Annotated in this window: 14 protein-coding genes and 4 tRNA genes; 8 read left to right on the forward strand and 10 right to left on the reverse strand. The window is 66.8% G+C overall.

The features are described from left to right. Positions 1 to 63: 63 nt before the first annotated feature. Both purU and folD read right to left on the reverse strand, forming a co-directional pair. The gene (purU, locus tag ACFOLG_RS02630; protein ID WP_386088073.1) at positions 64 to 924 is read right to left on the reverse strand and encodes a formyltetrahydrofolate deformylase; all 861 of its coding nucleotides are present in this window, start codon (positions 922 to 924) and stop codon (positions 64 to 66) included. 97 nt (positions 925 to 1,021) lie between these two features. Continuing rightward, positions 1,022 to 1,873, reverse strand: a complete 852-nt coding sequence (folD, locus tag ACFOLG_RS02635) for a bifunctional methylenetetrahydrofolate dehydrogenase/methenyltetrahydrofolate cyclohydrolase FolD (RefSeq protein ID WP_386088075.1) — start codon at positions 1,871 to 1,873, stop codon at positions 1,022 to 1,024. Positions 1,874 to 2,105: 232 nt separating this feature from the next. Here folD and ACFOLG_RS02640 point away from each other — a divergent pair. The 5 genes from ACFOLG_RS02640 to ACFOLG_RS02660 all read left to right on the forward strand — a co-directional run bounded on the left by ACFOLG_RS02640 (position 2,106) and on the right by ACFOLG_RS02660 (position 3,290). Continuing rightward, positions 2,106 to 2,182 (forward strand) — tRNA-Pro (locus ACFOLG_RS02640). 28 nt (positions 2,183 to 2,210) lie between these two features. Further along, a tRNA-Arg gene (locus ACFOLG_RS02645) sits at positions 2,211 to 2,287 on the forward strand. A gap of 12 nt (positions 2,288 to 2,299) precedes the next feature. Beyond that, positions 2,300 to 2,375: transfer RNA gene (locus ACFOLG_RS02650), tRNA-His, on the forward strand. 45 nt (positions 2,376 to 2,420) lie between these two features. Beyond that, positions 2,421 to 2,496: transfer RNA gene (locus ACFOLG_RS02655), tRNA-His, on the forward strand. A 119-nt stretch (positions 2,497 to 2,615) separates the two neighbouring features. Next, positions 2,616 to 3,290: a GntR family transcriptional regulator gene (locus ACFOLG_RS02660; RefSeq protein ID WP_386088077.1), complete on the forward strand. Its 675-nt coding sequence runs from the start codon at positions 2,616 to 2,618 to the stop codon at positions 3,288 to 3,290. Between the two features lie 106 nt (positions 3,291 to 3,396). Here the strand turns inward: ACFOLG_RS02660 and ACFOLG_RS02665 are convergent, their stop codons facing one another. Next, positions 3,397 to 4,563: an ABC transporter substrate-binding protein gene (locus ACFOLG_RS02665; RefSeq protein ID WP_386088079.1), complete on the reverse strand. Its 1,167-nt coding sequence runs from the start codon at positions 4,561 to 4,563 to the stop codon at positions 3,397 to 3,399. Between the two features lie 181 nt (positions 4,564 to 4,744). Here ACFOLG_RS02665 and ACFOLG_RS02670 point away from each other — a divergent pair, with 181 nt between their 5' ends. Together ACFOLG_RS02670 and ACFOLG_RS02675 are read left to right on the forward strand one after the other, a co-directional pair. Continuing rightward, a complete protein-coding gene (locus ACFOLG_RS02670; RefSeq protein ID WP_386088081.1) occupies positions 4,745 to 7,384 on the forward strand; it encodes a PAS domain-containing sensor histidine kinase in 2,640 nt (879 codons plus the stop codon). After that, positions 7,381 to 8,013, forward strand: a complete 633-nt coding sequence (locus ACFOLG_RS02675) for a response regulator transcription factor (RefSeq protein ID WP_386088083.1) — start codon at positions 7,381 to 7,383, stop codon at positions 8,011 to 8,013. The genes ACFOLG_RS02670 and ACFOLG_RS02675 overlap by 4 nt, the downstream gene beginning before the upstream one ends. Before the next feature lie 177 nt (positions 8,014 to 8,190). Here the strand turns inward: ACFOLG_RS02675 and ACFOLG_RS02680 are convergent, their stop codons facing one another. From ACFOLG_RS02680 to ptsP, 6 genes are all read right to left on the reverse strand, one after another. Next, positions 8,191 to 8,790 carry an IMPACT family protein gene (locus ACFOLG_RS02680; RefSeq protein ID WP_386088085.1) on the reverse strand — a complete coding sequence of 200 codons (600 nt, stop codon included), beginning with the start codon at positions 8,788 to 8,790 and terminating at the stop codon, positions 8,191 to 8,193. Between the two features lie 53 nt (positions 8,791 to 8,843). Beyond that, positions 8,844 to 10,502, reverse strand: a complete 1,659-nt coding sequence (locus ACFOLG_RS02685; RefSeq protein WP_386088087.1) for a SpoIIE family protein phosphatase — start codon at positions 10,500 to 10,502, stop codon at positions 8,844 to 8,846. A 10-nt stretch (positions 10,503 to 10,512) separates the two neighbouring features. After that, the gene (locus tag ACFOLG_RS02690; protein WP_386088089.1) at positions 10,513 to 10,818 is read right to left on the reverse strand and encodes an STAS domain-containing protein; all 306 of its coding nucleotides are present in this window, start codon (positions 10,816 to 10,818) and stop codon (positions 10,513 to 10,515) included. Positions 10,819 to 10,982: 164 nt separating this feature from the next. Then, entirely contained in the window at positions 10,983 to 12,701 is a 1,719-nt protein-coding gene (locus ACFOLG_RS02695) for a fructose-specific PTS transporter subunit EIIC (RefSeq protein ID WP_386088091.1), read from the reverse strand. 219 nt (positions 12,702 to 12,920) lie between these two features. Then, the gene (gene pfkB, locus ACFOLG_RS02700; protein WP_386088093.1) at positions 12,921 to 13,871 is read right to left on the reverse strand and encodes a 1-phosphofructokinase; all 951 of its coding nucleotides are present in this window, start codon (positions 13,869 to 13,871) and stop codon (positions 12,921 to 12,923) included. Further along, entirely contained in the window at positions 13,868 to 16,393 is a 2,526-nt protein-coding gene (gene ptsP, locus ACFOLG_RS02705; RefSeq protein ID WP_386088095.1) for a phosphoenolpyruvate--protein phosphotransferase, read from the reverse strand. The genes pfkB and ptsP overlap by 4 nt, the downstream gene beginning before the upstream one ends. A gap of 151 nt (positions 16,394 to 16,544) precedes the next feature. Between ptsP and ACFOLG_RS02710 the strand changes: the two genes are divergently transcribed. Beyond that, positions 16,545 to 17,531: a LacI family DNA-binding transcriptional regulator gene (locus ACFOLG_RS02710; protein WP_386088097.1), complete on the forward strand. Its 987-nt coding sequence runs from the start codon at positions 16,545 to 16,547 to the stop codon at positions 17,529 to 17,531. 107 nt (positions 17,532 to 17,638) lie between these two features. Here the strand turns inward: ACFOLG_RS02710 and ACFOLG_RS02715 are convergent. Then, a partial coding sequence (locus tag ACFOLG_RS02715; protein ID WP_386088099.1) for a type I secretion C-terminal target domain-containing protein occupies positions 17,639 to 19,458 on the reverse strand: 1,820 nt, incomplete at its 5' end.

Raw genomic sequence — 19,458 nt, forward strand, 5'->3', positions numbered from 1 at the left:
GTTCCAGCGGGGCGACGCGCAGGCGGAGCAGATCAACGGCGTCGTGCAGCAGTGGCAGGCTCATCAGTCGAAAATCACGGTTTTGTTGTTGTAGGCGAGGATGCGGTTTTCCAGGTGCCAGCGCACGGCGCGCGACAGCACCACGCGCTCCAGGTCGCGGCCTTTCTGGATCAGGTCTTCCACGTCGTCACGGTGCGAGATGCGCATCACTTCCTGCTCGATGATCGGGCCGTCGTCGAGGATCTCGGTGACGTAGTGGCTGGTGGCGCCGATCAGCTTCACGCCGCGGGCGAAGGCGCGGTGGTAGGGCTTGGCGCCGTCGAAGGCCGGCAGGAAGCTGTGGTGGATGTTGATGACACGGTGCGGGTAGCGCTCGACGAACTTGTGCGACAACACCTGCATGTAACGCGCCAGCACGATCAAGTCTACCTCGGCCGCCTGCAGCAGTTCCCATTGCTCGGCCTCGGCCTGTGCCTTGTTGTCCTTGTTCACGCTGATGACGTGGTAGGGGATGCCGTGGAACTCGGCCAGCCGGCGGCAGTCGTCGTGGTTGGAGATGATCAGCGGGATGTCGCAGTCCAGCTCGCCAATGCTCCAGCGGTGCAGCAGGTCCACCAGGCAGTGCTCGTACTTGGAGACGAAGATCGCCATGCGCGGCTTGCGTACCGACAGCGACACCTCCCACTGCATATTGTACTTTTCCGCGATCGGCGCGAAGGCGGCGGAGAAGTTATCCATCGGCAGGCTGAAGCCCTGCAGGTCCCACTGCACGCGCATCAGGAACAGGCCTTCCACCGGATCCTGGTGCTGGTCGGCGTGCTGGATATTGGCGTTGTAGGTCAGCAGGAAGTTGGCAATGGCGGCGACCAGGCCCTGGCTGTCCGGGCAGCTGATCAGCAGCGTGGCCGAATGTTTGTTGCTCATGGTGTGGCTCTTTGTCTGTTAGCGGGCATTGGGGAAAAGCAAACGCCACCGCCGGCACGGGGCGGACGGTGGCGTCGGGCTGGCATGCGCTTGGCGGTCAGGCGTTGAGGTTGGCCGAATCCAGCGTGTTCTGCAACAGCGTGGCCACGGTCATCGGGCCGACACCGCCCGGTACCGGGGTGATGAAGCTGGCCACTTCGCGTGCCACGGCGAAGTCGACGTCGCCGCAGATGCTGCCGTCGGCCAGGCGGTTGATGCCGACATCGATCACCACCGCGCCCGGTTTCAGCCATTCGCCTTTCACGAACTTGGGAATGCCGACGCCGGCGACCACGATGTCGGCGCGGCCAACCTCGGCGGCCAGATCGGCGGTGGCGCTATGGCACACGGTCACCGTGGCGCGCGCCAGCAGCATCTCCAGCGCCTGCGGGCGGCCGACGATGTTGGAGGCGCCGACGATCACCACGTTCTTGCCTTTCGGATCGATGCCGTACTCGGCCAGCAGCGTCATCACGCCGCGCGGGGTGCACGGGCGCAGCAGCGGCATCTTGGTGGCCAGGCGGCCAACGTTGTACGGGTGGAAGCCGTCCACGTCCTTCTTCGGGTTGATGCGCTCGATCACCAGTTGCGGGTCGATCTGCTTGGGCAGCGGCAGCTGCACCAGGATGCCGTCCACGCCGTCGTCGGCGTTGAGCTGGTCGATGATGGCCAGCAGCTCTTCCTGGCTGGTGCTACCCGGCAGGTCGTAGGCTACCGAACGGATGCCGGCTTTCTCGCAGGAACGTTTCTTGTTCTTGACGTAGATACCGGAGGCCGGATCGTCGCCCACCAGAATCACGGCCAGCGCCGGCGCGCGCTTGCCGGCAGCCACGCGGGCATCCACGCCCTCGCGTACGCGGTTGATCAGGGTTTCGGCGACGGCCTTGCCGTCGATAAGTTGTGCTGCCATGCTGCTATCCACCTAATTCAGTCTGGTTGGAAGGAAAGGCCGGATTTTCGCATTTTTTGGTCGTTCTACTCAATCGCTTCAAGGGCTTGGCGTGCCTGCAAAGCACATTTTTTTATCGCAAGGTGTCGCGCTTTGCCTGCGGCCCGGCTGCTGAAATGGCATGTGATTGCAAATATTCTGCACAAGGTGTTGACACTGCCGAGTACGGCCAGTATAGTTCGCAGCCTGTTGTCGGGGCGTAGCGCAGCCTGGTAGCGCATCTGCTTTGGGAGCAGAGGGTCGTGAGTTCGAATCCCACCGCCCCGACCAACAGCCCTAATTAGTAAGCCCGATGTGAGTGCCCGTAGCTCAACTGGATAGAGCACCGACCTTCTAAGTCGGGGGTTACAGGTTCGATTCCTGTCGGGCGCGCCAGATATATCAGTGGTGGATGTAGCTCAGTTGGTAGAGCCCCGGATTGTGATTCCGGTTGTCGTGGGTTCGAGCCCCATCATTCACCCCACAATTTGCTTTGTCAGCCCCTGGCTGGCAGAGGTACCGCTCAGCGGTGGATGTAGCTCAGTTGGTAGAGCCCCGGATTGTGATTCCGGTTGTCGTGGGTTCGAGCCCCATCATTCACCCCAGAACAAACCCGGCTTCGGCCGGGTTTTTTCGTTTTGTTTCCTGTTTCCCTGGTTGCCGGCAGTGAATTTCACCGTATAATCGAATACATTTGCATGTATCCGATAGCCAGAGCGACGCCATGACCACCCTGCAGCCCATCAAGCGCCAGACCCTGACCAGTGCCGTAACCGAATCCCTGCGCCAACGCATTTTGTCGGGTGAGTTTGCCGATGGGCAGCAGCTGCGGCAGGAGGCCCTCTCCAATGAATATGGCGTCAGCCGGGTGCCGGTGCGCGAAGCGCTACGCCAGCTGGAGGCCGAAGGCCTGATCCAGATCATCGATCACAAGGGCGCGCTGGTGTCCAAGCTGTCGCTGGACGACGTGCTGGAGCTGGTGGAGATTCGCGCCATGCTGGAAAGCGAGCTGCTGCGCGCCGCCATTCCGCGCCAGGAGGCCAGCGATCACGAGATTGCTGAGGCGACGCTGAAAGAGTTCGAACTGGCGCTGGCCAGCAACGATATCCGCCACTGGGGCGAGCTGAACTCGCGCTTCCACCTGGCGCTGTACCGCGCCGCCAAGCGCCCCAACACCCTGGCACTGCTGGAGCAGCTGCACAACAAGACCGACCGCTACACCCGCATGCAGATCCTGCTGACCCGCACCATGGAGCGCGCGCACGAGGAGCACACCAAGCTGCTGGACCTGTGCCGCAAGGGCGCGGCGGACGAGGCGGCCGAGTTCCTGCGCTTCCACATTCTGTCCGCCGGCCATGCGCTGGAGGCGCACCTGAAGGACAAGGAGCAGCGCCGCTAAGCCCGCCAGCTTGGCCGCAGGCACAAAAAAGCACCGTTAAGCGGTGCTTTTTTGCATTCAATCTGCATGATTTGCCATGCGGGCTGCCGTACGGATAACGCCGCCGTTACGGGTGGCGCAGGCGATCCTGCGGGTAGGCATAGATCACCTTGCGCTGGCGCACCTCGCCGATCACCGGCACGTCCAGCTCGATCGCCTCGTGGTCGCTGGCAGAGAACGGCTGCCGGTAGGTGGCGATCAGGCCGGCCACCGGGCCGTGCAGGTTTTCCAGCGCCGCGCGCACCTTGGGGCCGTCGGTGCTGCCGGCCTGCTGCATCGCGGCGGCCAGCAGCAGCAGGCTATCGTAGCCCTGGGCGGCGGACGGCGGTGACTGGATGCGCTCGCCCGGGTTGCGTTGGTGGTAGCGCTGGATGAAGCTGGCGCGCAGCGGCGTGTTGCCGTCCTCGATGAAGGTCTGCACCATGCGTGCGCCCTCGGCGTTGGGGCCGGCATTGTCGATGAAGTTGGACATCGACAGCGTCCAGCTGCCGATCAGCGGAATGCGCCATTCCATCTGCGCCAGGGTATTGGCGATCTGCGCCAGCTCCGGGCCGATGGTGTAGGTGAGGATGCACTGCGCGCCGGCGGCGCGGGCGTCGCGCAGCGCGCTGCTCATGTCCAGCTCGCCATTGCGGAACTGCTGCACGCTCACCGCCTGGATGCCGCTGGCGGCCAGTGCCTTGAGCAGATCCAGCTGCCCCAGCCGGCCGTAATTGCTGTTGTCGCTCAGCACCGCCACGCGGCGGAAACCGCGCCGCGCTGCCTCGCGCACGATCAGCGGCGCCTGCAGGCTGTCCGACGCCGCCACACGGAACACATAGTTGGCCGCATGCCGCGGCGGCAGGAATTGCTGGGTGACCACGTGCGCGGTGGCCACCGCGGTAATGGCCGGAATGCGCGCCTGCTGGTAGCGGTACTGCGAGGCCAGCGCCACGCCGCTGTTCACAAAGCCCACCGTGGCCACCACCTGTTGCTGGCCGATCAGCTCGTCCGCCACGCGGATCGCGTAGTCCGGCCGGCCGCGGTCGTCGCGCTCCACCAGCTGCAGCGGCCGCCCCAGCACGCCGCCCTGGCGGTTGATGTCTTCCGCCGCCAGGCGGATGCCGCCGCGCATGCTCAGCCCCATCGGCGACGAGCCGCCGCTGAACGGGCCGGACACGCCGATGCGGATCGGCTGCACGGCGCCGGCGTAGGCGGTGCAGAGCAACAGGGCAAGGCAGGCAAGACGCGGCACGGGCTGTTCCTGATGGCGGTGTGGGCAAGGAGTGCCTATTATCGCATTCCGGCTTCCCTTGCGGCCAACCTTGCAAGCGGCGCAGAGTGCGGCGTTTACCACTGCCAGCCGAGCAGTGCGCCGGCATTGGCCACCCCGCCGCGCCGCAGCACGGCAGATCGAACATAGGTTCCTAACGCGCATGCGCACCCCCCGTTTCTATACCTCGCTCAAACGCAGCCGCTTTTACCGGCTGATGCCCAACAGCACCATCGTGCTGTTCTTCCTCACCATGGCGGTGATGCTGTGGACGCTGGACGCGCGCGAGAACGAGCAGCAGCGCACCGACCTGGCCAAGGACACTCTGTGGGCGGAGCAGACCATGCGCCTGCGGCTGGATGGCCAGCAGGGCGAACTGGCGCAGATGGCGCGCGACATCGGCCGCGAGGAGCTGGACGAGGCCGGCTTCCTGGTACAGGCGTCGCAGTTCCTCGGCAACACCCCGGAGATGGTGGCGGTGGTGTGGGCCGATGCCAGCTTTACCCTGCGCTGGATCGCGCCGTACGAGGAATCCGGGCTGGTGGCTGGCGCCGGCCTGTCCGGCGCCAGCGCCTCGGCCTACCTGCAGGCGCAGAGCGAAGGCCGCCCCTTGTTCAGCCATCCCTACCAGCTGGGCAACGGCGAGTGGCGCTTCGACCTGATGGTGCCGGTGTTCCGCGACACCCAGTTCCGCGGCATGGTGATCGGCATCTACCAGGCCAATGCCTTCGTGCGCCGCGTGCCGCCGTCGTGGTTTGCCGAAAAATACTATCTGCAGCTGGGCAGCGGCCAGGACATCCTGGCCAGCAACGCGCACAACACCACCGCCAGCCGTGTGGTGCAGAGCATCCGCCTGGGCGGCACGCCGCTGCAGCTGCTGGCACGGCCGGTGCGCAGCAGCGTGGACAAGAACCGGCTGATCCAGCTGGGGCTGATCGCCGGCCTGTCGGTGCTGACCCTGCTCAGCCTGCTGAGCCTGTCGCGCCACATCCGCCGCCGCGTGGCGGCCGAGCGCGAGCGCGACCGGGTGTACACCCTGTCGCGCGAATGGCTGGGGGTGATGCGCGAGGACAGCACCCTGCTGCACGTCAACCCGGCCTTCGTCGCCGGCCTTGGCTACCCGTCGGAGCAGCTGGTGGGCACCTCTTTCCTCAGCTACCTGCAGCCGGCGCAGCGCGACAGCACGCGGCAGATGCTGCGCCGCCTGCTGGAAGCCGGCAGCGTCGACCACTACCTGGAAACGCGCGTCATCAACCGCGGCGGCGACAGCCTGCTGCTGGCCTGGTCGCTGAGCCCGCTGCCGGACACCGGGGTGATCTACTTCTCCGGCCGCGACATCACCGCGCAGAAACAGGCCGAGCTGGCGCTGCGCCACGAATACATGTTCCGCAAGGCGATGGAGGATTCGCTGGTGGTCGGCATCCGCGCCATCGACCTGGAAGGCACCATCACCTATGTGAACCCGGCGTTCTGCCGCATCACCGGCTTCGGCGAGGCCGAGCTGATCGGCCTGCGCCCGCCGTACCCGTACTGGGCGCCGGACGTGGCGCCGTACAACGACGAGGTGTTGCGCCAGACGCTGTCCGGCGAGCACACCCAGCAGCTGTTCGAATCGGTGATGCAGCGCAAGAACGGCGAGCGCTTCTACGGCCAGCTGCTGGTATCGCCGCTGATCGACGCCGAAGGCCAGCAGACCGGCTGGATGGCGGCGCTGACCGACATGACGGAAAAGCGCGAGGCGCAGCAGCAGCTGGAAGACGCCAACGAGCGCTTCATCGCGGTGATCGAGGGCCTGGATGCCGCGGTGGCGGTGGTGCGTGCCAGCAGCCAGCAGCTGCTGTTCTGCAACCACCATTACCGCGAATGGTTGGCCGCAGTCGGCGAGGACGGCGACACCGACTACTGCGACCTGCGGCTGTACCGCCTGCTGCGCCACGCCAGCAGCGAGCAGGAAATCTGGCTGGACGAGCCGGCGCGCTGGTGCCTGCTGCGCACCCGGCCGCTGCGCTGGGTGGATGGCGAGTTGGCGCAGATGCTGATCCTCACCGACATCACCGAACAGCGCGCCGCCGAGCAGCGCTACGACGAGCAGATGCTCAAGCTGCAGGCCACCTCGCGGCTGATCACCATGGGCGAGATGGCCTCCACCCTGGCGCACGAGCTGAACCAGCCGCTGTCGGCCATCGCCAACTACCAGGCCGGCTGCGTGGAGCGGCTGCGCCAGGGCAAGGCCACCGCCGAGACGCTGATCCCAGTGATGGAGAAGATCACCGCCCAGGCCGAGCGCGCCGGCAAGATCGTGCGCCGGGTGCGCGAGTTCGTGAAGCAGAGCGAGCCGGTGCGCAAGGCGGTGGACATCGCCGACATCATCGAGGCGGCGCTGGCGATTGCCGAGATCGAGGCGCGGCGGCTGGCCAGTAGCATCAACGTGCACCTGGCCAGCGGCCTGCCGCCGGTGCATGTCGACCCGATCCTGATCGAGCAGGTGCTGCTGAACCTGATCAAGAACGGCATGGAGGCGATGCAGCAACTGCCGCCGGCCGAACGCCAGCTGGAGCTGTCGGTGCAGCGCCACAGCGGCAAGCGCATCGAGCTGGCCATCGTCGACCGCGGCCACGGCGTGCCGGACGACATCAAGTCGCAGCTGTTCGACGCCTTCTTCACCACCAAGAGCGACGGCATGGGCATGGGGCTGAACATCTGCCGCTCCATCGTCGAGTTTCATCAGGGTCAACTCTCAGTGGAAGATCATCCGCTGGGTGGTACCATTTTCCGCTTCACCCTGCCGGTGTATGAACCATGACACGCACAAGCATCCGCATTCATATCGTCGACGACGACGAAGCCTTCCGCGACTCGCTGCTGTGGCTGCTGGAAAGCCACGATTACCGGGTGATCTGCCACGACAGCGCCGAAGGCTTCCTGGCCGGCTACCAGCCGGGGCCGGGCAGCGGCTGCCTGATCCTGGACATCCGCATGCCCGGCATGAGCGGGCTGCAGCTGTACGAGGAGCTGCAGGCGCGCGGCAATGCCTGGCCGGTGATCTTCATTACCGGCCACGGCGACGTGCCGATGGCGGTGCAGGCGGTGAAGCGCGGCGCGCACGATTTCCTGGAAAAGCCGTTCAACCAGGAGGCGCTGCTGGCGGCGGTGGACAGTGCGCTGGCCACCGCGGAAAGCGTGCGCCAGAGCGAAAGCGGCGTGCAGGCCTGCGAGGCGCGGCTGGCGACGCTGACCGCGCGCGAGCGCGAGGTGCTGGAGCGGGTGATCGAAGGCAAGATGAACAAGGTGATTGCCGACGATCTGGGCATCAGCATCAAGACGGTGGAAGCGCACCGCGGCAAGATGATGGACAAGATGGGCGCGCGCTCGATTGCCGACCTGGTGCAGGCGGTGGTGGCCTACCGCCAGCAGAAGGGGCGCCTGCCCTGAACGCAGCGGCCGGCCGCGTTGGTGGGGCCTGGCCCGGCGGCCCCGGCGATTGGCAGCGAGGACGGCGCGGGCGGCGAACTGGCGCAAGGTTGGCCGCAGTCGCCGGCACGGCCTCCGCGGCGGTCGCCACCGCGTGACGGCCGGCACCGGTGGCCGGTGCGCCGACGGCAGGCGGGGTTACTCCGGCACTGCCGTATCCAGCCACTGCAGCTGGCCGTGGCAGCTGTCTTCCAGCGCCTGGCGCAGCGCCGCGGCCTCGCGCTCGGTCACGCTGAATACCAGGCTCACCAGCGCCTCGTGCGTCACCTGTTCCAGCGTGGCCGCGTGTTTCTGCAACAGCCGCCGCGCCTGGCCTTCCAGCGCGTAGGGTAGCCGGCAGTGCAGCGTCAGCCAGCGCTGCAGTTCGCTGCGCGGCACGCCGTCCAGCGCGCGCGCCACGCTGTCGGTATAGGCGCGCACCAGTCCTCCCGCTCCCAGCTTGACGCCGCCGTAGTAGCGCACCACGGTGGCCAGCACCCCTTCCAGCTGCTGGTGACGCAGCACCTCCAGCATCGGCCGCCCGGCAGTGCCGGACGGTTCGCCGTCATCGTTGGCCGCACTGTGGCCGCCGGCCAGCAAGGCCCAGCACACGTGGGCGGCGGCGGGGTGGGCGGCTTTCAGCTCCGCCACGCGCTGCAGCGCCGCCGCGCGGTCGCGCATCGGCTCCACGCAGGCGAGGAAACGGCTTTTCTTGATCTCCAGCTCGGCATGGCCGGCGTGTTGCAGGGTAAACGGCATGATGGCAATGGCCGGGCAAGCCGGCGGGCGATGAAGGGTAGGCGGGGCAGGGTTTACAACTGGTAGCTGACTTCCACGCGGCTGCCGCCGTGCAGGAACTGCACCTGCTGGCACAGGCGGCGCACCAGCGCGATGCCGCGGCCGTAGGGTGCCGCGTGCTCGCAATCGGCCGGCAGCAGCGCCGGGTCGAAACCGTGGCCGCTATCCTGCACCGACAGGGACAGCTGCTTGCCGTCGCGGCGCATGGCGATATCGATGCGGCCGTGCTGCAGCGCGGCCAGGCTCTGCTGGCGCTGCGCCAGGTAGCGGCCAAAGCCGTCGCTGGAGTGTTTGTCGCGGGAGTCCAGCTGCAGCACGCCGTGTTCCAGCGCATTGCTGAACAGCTCGGTCACCACCAGCAGCATGTCGCTGAACTGGCTGTCGTTGAGGCCGATCTGGTTGAGCCAGCCCAGCAGCGTGGGCATGCCCAGGTCGTCGCGCAGCTCCTTGGGGCCGAAGCCCAGGCGGATCTCCCAGCTGTCCAGCTGGGTAAAGGCATGCGGCTGGGGCGCCGGCGGCGGGCTGTGCTGGGCGTTGCTGCACGGTGCCACCACCAGCGAGATGTCGTCGACGTTCTCGTCGCGGCCCAGGTGCTGGCTGACCAGCTGCGCCAGCGGCGCAATCACCGGCGCCGGCAGCGGTGCGGCCAACTGTGCGGTCAGGCGCTCGATGGCCAGCAGCTGGCCATCGCCGCTGCGCGCCTCGGTCAGGCCGTCGGAGCAGATCAGCAGCCGGCCCGGCTGCTGCCAGCGGTACACCTCTACCGCCGGGTCGAAGTCGGCATTGGGCAGAATGCCCAGCGGCGGGTGCGAGGAGACGAAGCGCTTGCACAGCTCGCCCTGTTCGTTGACGAAGCCGGCAAACGGAATGCCGCCGTTCCACACCGTGATGGTGCGCTCCTGCGGCGCGATGGCCACCAGCGTGGCGGCCACGAAGCGCCCCACCGGCAGCTGCTGCTTGAGTTTCTTGTTGATCTCGCGGGCGATGGCATGGATGCCGAAGCCCTTTTGCGTCATGGCGTAAAACACCGTGGCCGCCGGCAGGCAGGCAATGGCGGCGGCCAGGCCGTGGCCGGTGCTGTCGGCCAGCATGATGTGCAGGGTGTCGGCCGGCGATTTGGCGGCGGTGATGATGTCGCCGCTGAACTGCACCGTCGGCTTGATCCACTGCTCGATGCCGGTGTTGTGCTGGTCGCCGTACAGATTGTGCAGCACGTGCTCGGCCAGCTGCTGCTCCATCCGGTTGGCGTGGTAGTAGGCCTCCAGCCGCTTGGCATCCTGGGTGATGCGCTGCTGCATCTCGGCGATGCGCACCATCACGCGGATCTTGGCGGTCAGCAGCTTGGTGTCCACCGGCTTGGTCAGGTAGTCGTCGCCGCCGGCGGCCAGCCCGGCCAGCACGTCTTCCTGCTCGCTCATGCCGGTGAGGAAGATGATGGGAATCCACTGCTTGTTGTAGCGCTCGCGCAGCTGGCGCGTGGTGGTCAGGCCGTCCATCACCGGCATGATCACGTCCATCAGGATCAGGTCCGGCAGCTGCTGCTCGCAGCGGGCCAACGCCTCGGCACCGTCGGCCGCCTCGATCACCCGGTGGCCGTGCTGGCTGATAACACGGGCGATGACCATGCGGTTCACCTTGCTGTCATCGACTACCAGCACGTTCAGCTGACGCATGGGCCGGCCCTCAGTCAATCTGGAAGAATTTTTCGAAGCGGGCAATGGCCAGAATCTGGCGGATGCCGGGGCGGGCATGGGTGATCAGCAGCTTCACCTGGTGGCGGCTGAGCTGCTCGCGCAGCACCAGCAGCATCCCCAGCGCCGAGCTGTCCAGCGTCTCGGTGTCCTGCAGGTTGATGTCCACGCACTGCACCGCCGGGCTGGCCATGATGGCGCGGCTGGCGGCGCGGAAATCGCCGTGCAGCGAGAAGTCGAACTGGCCACGGATGGAGATGCTGGCTTCCGTGTCACGTATCTGGTAGCTCAGTGGCATGGAATGTTCCCTGGCGCGAGTGATGCGGGTGGCTTAACAAACTGCATTGTATGTAATTGGCTTGGCTTGGTCACCCGCCGTGGCACGCTTTGTCAGACAAAAAAAAACGGCCCGGCGCCGTGGGGCGCGCGGGCCGGGCCTGCCGGGGCAGGAGGGAGAGAAACTCAAACGTTGGCCGCAGACGGCGTTTTCTTCAGCACGCCCAGCAGCACGGCGGAGAGCACGGTGCCGGCCAGCAGCGCCACGATATACATGCCGAGGTTGCTTACCGCATTCGGAATCGGCAGCACGAACACGCCGCCGTGCGGCACGCGCAGCTGGCAGCCGGAGGCCATGGAGATGGCGCCGGCCAGTGCCGAGCCGGCCACCAGCGACGGGATCACCCGCAGCGGGTCCTTGGCGGCAAACGGGATGGCGCCTTCGGTAATGAAGGAAATGCCCAGCACGCCGGCGGCCTTGGCGCCTTCGCGCTCATCGGCAGTGAAGCGGTTCTTGAACAGCAGCGCGGCCAGGGCGATGCCCAGCGGCGGGGTCATGCCGGCGGCCATCACCGCGGCCATCGGTGCGTACACCTGGCTGGCGATCAGGCCGGTGGCGAAGGTGTAGGCCGCCTTGTTGATCGGACCGCCCATGTCGAAGGCCATCATGCCGCCCAGGATCATGCCCAGCACCAGCGCGCTGCTGCCCTGCAGGCCTTTCAGCCATTCGGTTACCGCGCCCAGCGCCGCCGCCACCGGCTGGCCCAGCACGAAGTACATCAGCAGGCCGACGATGGTGGTGCCCAGTAGTGGCAGGATCAGCACCGGCTTGAGGCCGTCGAAGTTGCGCCCAAGCTGGATCTTCTCGTTGAGGTATTTCACCGAGTAGCCGGCAATGAAACCGGCGACGATGCCGCCGAGGAAGCCGGAGCCGATGGCGCCGGCAATCATGCCGCCAGCCATGCCCGGCGCGATGCCGGGGCGGTCGGCGATGGAGTAGGCGATGTAGCCGGCCAGCACCGGCACCATCAGCGCGAACGATGCCTTGGCGCCGATATTGAACAGCGTCCAGCCCAGCGTACCCTTGTGCGCGTCATCGAACACATAGATGCCGCCCAGTGCGAAGCCCAGTGCAATCAGCAGGCCGCCGGTCACCACGAAGGGCAGCATGAAGGACACGCCGGTCATCAGGTGCTTGTAGGCGCCGCTGCGCTCCTTGCTGGCGCTGGCGGCACCGGCTGCCGCGCCCTGGCCGCCGGCCGCAGCCGCCTGCAGTTTGGCATTGGCCTGGGCATTGCCGATCAGCGCCTTGCCGTCGTTGATCGCCGCCTTGGTGCCGCTCATGAACACGCGCTTGCCGGCAAAGCGGCTGGTGTCCACCTGGGTATCGGCGGCGATGATCACCAGGTCGGCGCCGGCGATGTCGGCGGCGGTCAGCGCGTTCTGCGAGCCCACCGAGCCCTGGGTTTCCACCTTGATGCGGTGGCCCAGCGCCTCGGCGGCGCCGCTCAGGCCTTCGGCGGCCATGAAGGTGTGGGCAATGCCGGTGGGGCAGGAGGTGATGGCGACGATGGACAGCGGCTGGCTGGCGGCAGCGGCCACCGGCGTTGTCTGCAATGCAGCGTTCAGCACGGCGGACGGGTCGGCCAGCACCGCTTCCAGCGCGGCCAGGTGCTCGCGTTTGCCGGAGAAGCGGGCATCGCTGCCGCTGGCGCCGACGCGGATCACCTGCTGCGCGGCGGCGAGTTCCGACTCGCTCAGCGGGTCCTGCACGCCTTGCGCGGTGTGGGTTTCGATGCGGATGGCCTGCCCGAGCTGTTTGGCGGCCTTGCGCAGCGCTTCGGCGGCCAGCAGGCTCTGGGTGCTGCGCTCGGGGCAGGTGAGTACGGCCAGCAGTGTTGACATCGTTGTCTCCTCTCGTTGTGCTGCTGAAGGGCAGCTCGAAAAACGCCCGCTTTCGTCGCGATACTGCGTTGCTTGCAAAACATGCTTTCTGCAGTTCTGTTCGCACCTTGTCTCGCTACCGAGGTTTTTCGAGACGCCCTGACGTGTCCGGCCCGCCCGAGCTGTTGTAGTAGGGGGCGGTACGGGCCGGATGAATCTGTAAGGTTGGCCGCAAGCCGGCTACAAGGCCTGCAGCTGTACTTGCTCCAGTAATGCCTTTACTTCCGCCCGCGGCGGCAGGTGCGGCCCCAGCCGCTGCAGCTTGGCGGCGGCAAAGGCGGTACCCAGGCGCAGTGCCTGCGGCCAGCTCTGGTCGGCGTGACGCGCGGCCACCATGCCGGCCACCAGCGCGTCGCCGGCACCCACGGTGCTCAGCGGGGTGACAGGCAGCGGGCTGGCCAGCCAGCAGCCGTCCTGGCGGGTGGACAGCAGCGCGCCGTCGCTGCCCAGCGATACCACCACGGTGGCGATGCCATGCTGGTTGAGGCGGCACGCCTCGGCGGCCACCTCGGCCACCGTGGGCAGCTCGCGGCCAACCCAGTCTTCCAGCTCGTGGCGGTTGGGCTTGATCATTGCCGGCAGTACGTCGCGCTGCAGCAGCACCTGCTCCAGCGCGTCGCCGCTGGTGTCCAGCACCACTTCGGCGCCCAGTGCCTTGAGTTCGCGCAGCAGTGGCAGGTAGCCGGCCTGTTGCAGTGCCGGCGGCAGGCTGCCGGCCACCACCACGATCTGGCCGTCTTCCACCAGGTGTTGCAGCTGTTCCACCAGCAGCGGCAGCGCGTTGTCCGGCACGGCTACGCCGGGCAGGTTCACATCGGTGGTATCCCGCGTGTCCTGCGCCACCAGCTTGATATTGGTGCGGGTGCTGCCCGGCAGGCGCAGGAAGCGGTCGGCGATGCCCTTGTCCTCGAACAGGCTGACAAAGGCGCCGGCGTTGTCGCGGCCCAAGAGGCCGCTCACCATCACCGGCACGCCCCAGTCGGCCAGGCAGCTGGCCACGTTCACGCCCTTGCCGCCCGGGGTCTGCGCTGCATCCAGCGCCACGTTCACGCGGCCAACGCCCAGCGCAGGCAGGGTGATGGTGTGATCCAGCGCCGGGTTCAGCGTGATGGTCAGCACCTGGCGGCTCATGCTTCCACCTCTTCCGGTAGCGATTCCAGGCGCGCGGCCAGTGCACGCACCGCGCCTACGTCGGCGCAGCGCAGCGCGTCGGCGGCCAGGCGGGCCAGGTGGCCGCTGGAGCAGCGGCGCAGCATGGCTTTCACATTGGCGATGTCGCGCTGGCTCATCGACAGCTCCTGCACGCCGAGGCCGGCCAGGATGGCGGCGCCCAGCGGGTCACCGGCGATGCCGCCGCACACGCCCACCCAGCGGTTGTGGCGGCTGGCGCCTTCCACCGTCTGGCGGATCATGCGCAGCACCGCCGGGTGCAGCGCGTCGGCTTCGCGCGCCAGCTCCGGGTGCTGGCGGTCGATGGCCAGCACGTACTGGGTGAGGTCATTGGTGCCGATGGAGAAGAAATCGACGTGCTCGGCCAGCTGGTCGGCCATGGCCACTGCCGCCGGCACTTCCACCATGATGCCCAGCGCCACTTCCGGCGCGCCCAGCTCCTGGCGGATGCGCTCGCACACTGCACGCAGCGCCTTTACCTCCTCCAGACTGGTGATCATCGGGAACATGATGGACAGCGGGCCGTGGCTGGCTGCGCGGTAGATGGCGCGCAGCTGCGGCTCCAGCAGGTCCGGGCGGCGCAGCAGCAGGCGCACGCCGCGCACGCCGAGGAAGGGGTTTTCCTCGTGCGGCAGGTTCAGGTAGGGCACCTGCTTGTCGCCGCCGATATCCAGGGTGCGCACGATCAGCGGCTTGCCCTGCAGCGCGTCCAGCATGCCGCGGTAGCTCTGGTACTGCTCGTCTTCGCTGGGCGCGCTGTCGCGCTCCAGGAACAGGAATTCGGTGCGCATCAGGCCCACGCCCTCGGCGCCGGCCTTCACTGCGGCGGCGGCCTGATCCGGATGGTTGGCGTTGGCCGCGACTTCGATGCGCTTGCCGTCCTGGGTGGCGGCCGGCGCCATGGCAGCGGCGGCGGCCTTGCGTGCAGCTTCCTGCTGGCGGGCCATCCACTGGCGGGCGCTGGCGAGGTCGGCTTCGTCGGCGTTCAGGTACAGGCGGCCGCTGTCGCCGTCGATGATGGCGGTGGCGCCATCCGGCAGATCCAGCAGCGAGGCACCCAGCGCCACCAGCGCCGGCAGGCCCACGGTGCGGGCGATGATGGCGGTGTGCGAGGACGGGCCGCCCTGCGCGGTGCACAGGCCGATGATGCGTTGCGGGTCCAGCGCGGCGGTGTCGGACGGGGTGAGGTCGGCGGCGGCGATGATCAGGTTGCTGCCTTCATCCAGCGGCTTGCGGCGTGCACCCAGTTCCGGTGCCAGCTGGTCCAGCACGCGCAGGCCCACGTCGCGCAGGTCGGCGGCGCGCGCGGCCAGCAGCGGGTTGCCTAGCGCGGCCAGGCGCTCGGCCAGGCGGCTCACTGCCTGGTGCCAGGCCCAGGCCACGCCGTGGCCTTCCACCATCAGCTGGCAGGTGAGGGTGATCAGGTCGGTGTCGTTCAGCAGTTCGGCCTGGGCGCGGAAGATGCCGGCCTCGGTGGCGCCCATGCGCTTGCCGGTGGCGGCGGCCAGGTCCTGCAGTTCCAGCCGGGTGGCGGCCAGCGCGGCATCCAGCTGGTCACCGCCGCTGCCCAGCAGTACCGGGTGATCCGGCACCTCCAGCACCGCCGGCTTGAGCACGCGCAGCTGGCCGATGGCCAGGCCCGGGCTGGCGGCAATGCCGTCCAGCGCCAGCGGCTTGCCGGCCGGCTGCCACTGCGCGCGGCCGGCCTGCGCCTGTTGTTGTTTGGCGGCCTTGTCGGCCTGTTCCTGCTCGCCGGCGGTGAGGCCGCTCATCACGGCCTGCAGCGCGGACAGCAGTGCCTCGGCGTCCGGGCCCTCGGCGGACACGTGCAGGGTTTCGCCGTGGGCGATGCCCAGCTGCAGCAGGGCGATCAGGTTCTTGCCGTCGCCGCTTTCTTCTCCCTTGCGCACCCGTACGTTGGCCGCAAAGCGGCGGGCGGTTTCCACCCACTGTTGTGCCGGGCGGGCGTGAAGGCCGTTGGGGTAGTCCATCACCCAGTCGAAACCGTGGGCGAAGTCGGCGATTGCTTCCGCCGGCTCGGCGGCCGGTGCCTGCTGTTCCAGCGCGGCCAGCAGGTCGGCCGGGTGCGGGGTGTCGAACAGGCGGCCCAGCGCGGCTTCGTCCTGCAGCAGGCGGGTGAGGCGGCGCAGCAGCGCCAGGTGTTCGTCGGACTGGGCGGCAATGGCGAATACCAGGTGCACGGTCTGGCCCGGGTTCCATTCGATGCCGCCCGGCACCTGCAGCACGGCAATGGCGGTGCTGCGGATCAGGTGGCGGTGTTCGATCATGCCGTGGGGAATGGCCACGCCATGCCCCAGGTAGGTGTTGGCAACGTTCTCACGCGCCAGCAGGCTGTCTACATAGGCCGGGTCGATATGGCCGGCGGCAGCCAGCAATTGGCCGGCTTCCCTGATGGCTTGGGCCTTGCTGGTGGGGCTGGCACCAAGGCGTACCAGTTCGGGGCGGATCAGCGTGCTGGACATGGTGAGGTCTCCTGTGTCTGTCTTTGTTTGCGTGCATTGAAATCGATACCAATTTTTGTGTCAATAAGGATTTCATTTTCGGTGTAACATCTTGGCCAATAACGCAACGGACCACGCTCATGGGCGTTGCAATCGATACCGGAGAAAGCGGATGGCAAAAATCAAGGATGTGGCGGAACTGGCCGGCGTGTCGGTTTCCACGGTATCCCGCGTGCTGTGCAACGGCCCGGTGAGCGACAAGGTGCGCAAGCGGGTAGAGGCGGCGATGGCCAAGCTGGACTACCGCCCCAACCTGGCGGCGCGGCGCCTGCGTTCGCAGCACACCGACACTATAGGATTGATCGTGTCGGATATCCGCAACCCGTTTTTTACCGCCGTTAGCCGCGCAGTAGAGGACGAAGCCTATCGAAACGGGATGCGCGTCATCCTATGCAACACCGACGAAGACCCGGAAAAAGAGGCCATGTACCTGAAGCTGATGCGCGAGGAGCGCGTCACCGGGGTGATCCTGGCGCCCACCCGCCACAGCGCCGCGGCGCTGGATACCGAGTCGCTGGGTTTTCCGGTGGTGATGATCGACCGCACCCCGGCGCAGGGCGACGGCGATGCGGTGGTGCTGGACAACCGCCGCGCCGCCGCGCAGTTGGTGGAGCACCTGCTGGCCGCCGGTTACCGCGATATCGGCGGCCTGTTTGGCAATACCAGCAGCACCGGCGCCGAGCGCCACGCCGGCTTTGTGGCCGCGCTGGATCATGCCGGCCTGCCGGCGCCGGCGCGCTTCGTTCCCCCCAGCGTGGAGGCGGCCGAGGCGGCGGTAAGCGCCTGGCTGGCGGAGCCGGACCGGCCGCGCGCGCTGCTGATCAGCAACGGCATCTTTATGCTGGGCGCGGTGCGCGCCATCAAGGCCGCCGGGCTGTGCCTGCCGCATGATCTGGCGTTGGCCGGTTTCGACAATGAAGTCTGGACCGGGCTGATCGACCCCGGCCTGACGGTAATCGAGCAGCCGGTGGACGAAATCGGCCGCAGCGCCATGGCCATGCTGCTGGCGCGGCTGGAAGACCCGGCACGCAGCCACCGCCACGTGGTGCTGCAGGGCAAGCTGGTGCCACGCGGCAGCAGCGCGCCGCTGCGACAATAAGCCCAAAGGTTGGCCGCAAGCTTTGCGGCCAACCTTTGGGCGAGATACACGCCGCAGACAAAAAAAAGAGCCGGCAGCTGCCGGCTCTTTGTCATGCCACGACCGTCTTAGTCGGTCTTCAGGTTGTTGTTGTTTTTCAGTTGATCGATGATGGCGGCATCGCCTCCAGTCAGGTTTACCCCTTCCAGCACGATGCGTTGGTCGGCTGTGGCATCGTAGTTGCTGCCGTTGAACTGGCCGGCACTGCTGACCTGAACCACGGTGTTGGTGCCGTCACTGGTGAAGTGCAGGTAGTTGGTCAGGTTGCCGCTATTTTCGCCGCGCAGCAAATCCTTCAGGTCCAGCACATCGCCGCCGGCACCAGTCTGGAAGTCCTTGATGGTGTCGATGGTCGGCGCCCCTGCCTGGCCCTGGTCGCCCAGTGCCCACTTGAAGGTGTCCGAACCGGCGCCGCCAATCAGGGTGTCGTTGCCGAAGCCGCCGTAGATGGTGTCGTTGCCGGCATCACCGTAGATGGTGTCGTCACCCAGCCCGCCCATCAGCACATCGTTGCCATCATTACCGTGGATGGTGTCGTTGCCGGAGCGACCGTCGATAAAGTCGTCGCCGGTACCGCCGCTCAGGGTGTCGTTACCGAGAGTGCCGTAGGTCATGTCATTGCCGGCCAGGGAGTCGACCGTCTGCCCGGTCTGGCTGGCACTGCCCAGCGCCAGCTCGCCGCCGTTGGTGTCGCTGCTGAGCCAGTCGCGGTTGTCGCCGCTGCTGGCCGTGCCGGTGTCGAAGCTGGTGGCGTAGTTGTCGGGATAATTGCTGTGCGGCAGCACGTACTCGTCGGAGTTGATGATGTGCACGTTGGTGCTGCTGGTGATGGTGGCGCCGGACAGGTTGATCTCGAACTGGCCGCTGGCACTGTTCTGGCTCATCACCACGTCGGCATTGCCGGCGGTCAGATAGAAACGGAACAGGGTGTCACCGTTGGCGGTGTACAGCTTCTCGTAGTAGTAGCTGGTACCGGTCGGCACCGAGGTGGCGCTCAGGATCAGCCCGGCAGCGGCGACATTGTCTACCCAGATATCCCAGTGGATGGTGCGGTTGGCAAACAGGGTGATGTCGCCTGATTTGGCACGCATGTCGTACTTGGTGTGATCAGACGACAGGTTCATCTGCCAGGCGCCACCATCGGCATACAGCACCGGCGGCTTGAAGTCGTTGTCGACGATGGTGGCAGTGCCACTGTCGCTGTAATTGGTGCCAAGGCTGTTAAGGGTTGCCGACAGCGTGAAGGTCTCGTTGTTCTCGTAGGTCGAGTCGTTGTAGGTGTCGGTCCGTACCTGCATGGTGCTGCTGCCGGCCGGTACGCTGATGCTGGCGCCTTCGGTGGTGCTGAACCAGTCGGTGCCGTTGAAGCTGTACTGGAAGGTGGTGACCTTGTAGTCAGTGCCTTCGGTGGCCGGGTAGGTACCGGACGGCGCGAGGGTCAGGGAGACAGTACTGCCGCTGGCGGCACTGCTGATGTCGACGGTAAAGGTCGCCATATCCCCTTCATTCACCGAAATATCGTTCACCTGGATGGCCGGGGTGTCGTTATCGGTGATGGTGCCAACGCCATTGTCGCTGTAGTTGCTGCCCAGGCTGCTCAGCACCGCGGTAAGGGTGAAGGTCTCGTTCTGCTCGTCGATGGTGTCGTTGAAGGTATCGGTCTTCACCTGCAGGCTGCTGCTACCGGCCGGCACGCTGATGCTGGCGCCTTCGGTGGCACTGAACCAGTCGGTGCCGTTGAAGCTGTACTGGAAGGTGGTGACCTTGTAGTCAGTGCCTTCGGTGGCCTGGTAGGTACCGGACGGTGCCAGCGTCAGGGTGACGCTGCTGCCGGCGGCGGCGCCGCTGATGTCGACGCTGAACACCGCATCGCTGCCCTCGGCCACGG

Source organism: Vogesella facilis, from assembly GCF_042648525.1.
Lineage (GTDB): Bacteria > Pseudomonadota > Gammaproteobacteria > Burkholderiales > Chromobacteriaceae > Vogesella > Vogesella facilis.

What these genes read in the sequence shown, in the direction of transcription:
- ACFOLG_RS02685 (WP_386088087.1), bottom strand. Translation starts at nt 10,502, where the DNA reads ATGCGTCAGCTGAACGTGCTGGTAGTCGATGACAGCAAGGTGAACCGC.
- ACFOLG_RS02690 (WP_386088089.1), bottom strand. Translation starts at nt 10,818, where the DNA reads ATGCCACTGAGCTACCAGATACGTGACACGGAAGCCAGCATCTCCATC.
- ACFOLG_RS02710 (WP_386088097.1), top strand. Translation starts at nt 16,545, where the DNA reads ATGGCAAAAATCAAGGATGTGGCGGAACTGGCCGGCGTGTCGGTTTCC.
- ACFOLG_RS02695 (WP_386088091.1), bottom strand. Translation starts at nt 12,701, where the DNA reads ATGTCAACACTGCTGGCCGTACTCACCTGCCCCGAGCGCAGCACCCAG.
- ACFOLG_RS02680 (WP_386088085.1), bottom strand. Translation starts at nt 8,790, where the DNA reads ATGCCGTTTACCCTGCAACACGCCGGCCATGCCGAGCTGGAGATCAAG.
- ACFOLG_RS02675 (WP_386088083.1), top strand. Translation starts at nt 7,381, where the DNA reads ATGACACGCACAAGCATCCGCATTCATATCGTCGACGACGACGAAGCC.
- ACFOLG_RS02660 (WP_386088077.1), top strand. Translation starts at nt 2,616, where the DNA reads ATGACCACCCTGCAGCCCATCAAGCGCCAGACCCTGACCAGTGCCGTA.
- purU (WP_386088073.1), bottom strand. Translation starts at nt 924, where the DNA reads ATGAGCAACAAACATTCGGCCACGCTGCTGATCAGCTGCCCGGACAGC.
- pfkB (WP_386088093.1), bottom strand. Translation starts at nt 13,871, where the DNA reads ATGAGCCGCCAGGTGCTGACCATCACGCTGAACCCGGCGCTGGATCAC.
- ACFOLG_RS02670 (WP_386088081.1), top strand. Translation starts at nt 4,745, where the DNA reads ATGCGCACCCCCCGTTTCTATACCTCGCTCAAACGCAGCCGCTTTTAC.
- ptsP (WP_386088095.1), bottom strand. Translation starts at nt 16,393, where the DNA reads ATGTCCAGCACGCTGATCCGCCCCGAACTGGTACGCCTTGGTGCCAGC.
- folD (WP_386088075.1), bottom strand. Translation starts at nt 1,873, where the DNA reads ATGGCAGCACAACTTATCGACGGCAAGGCCGTCGCCGAAACCCTGATC.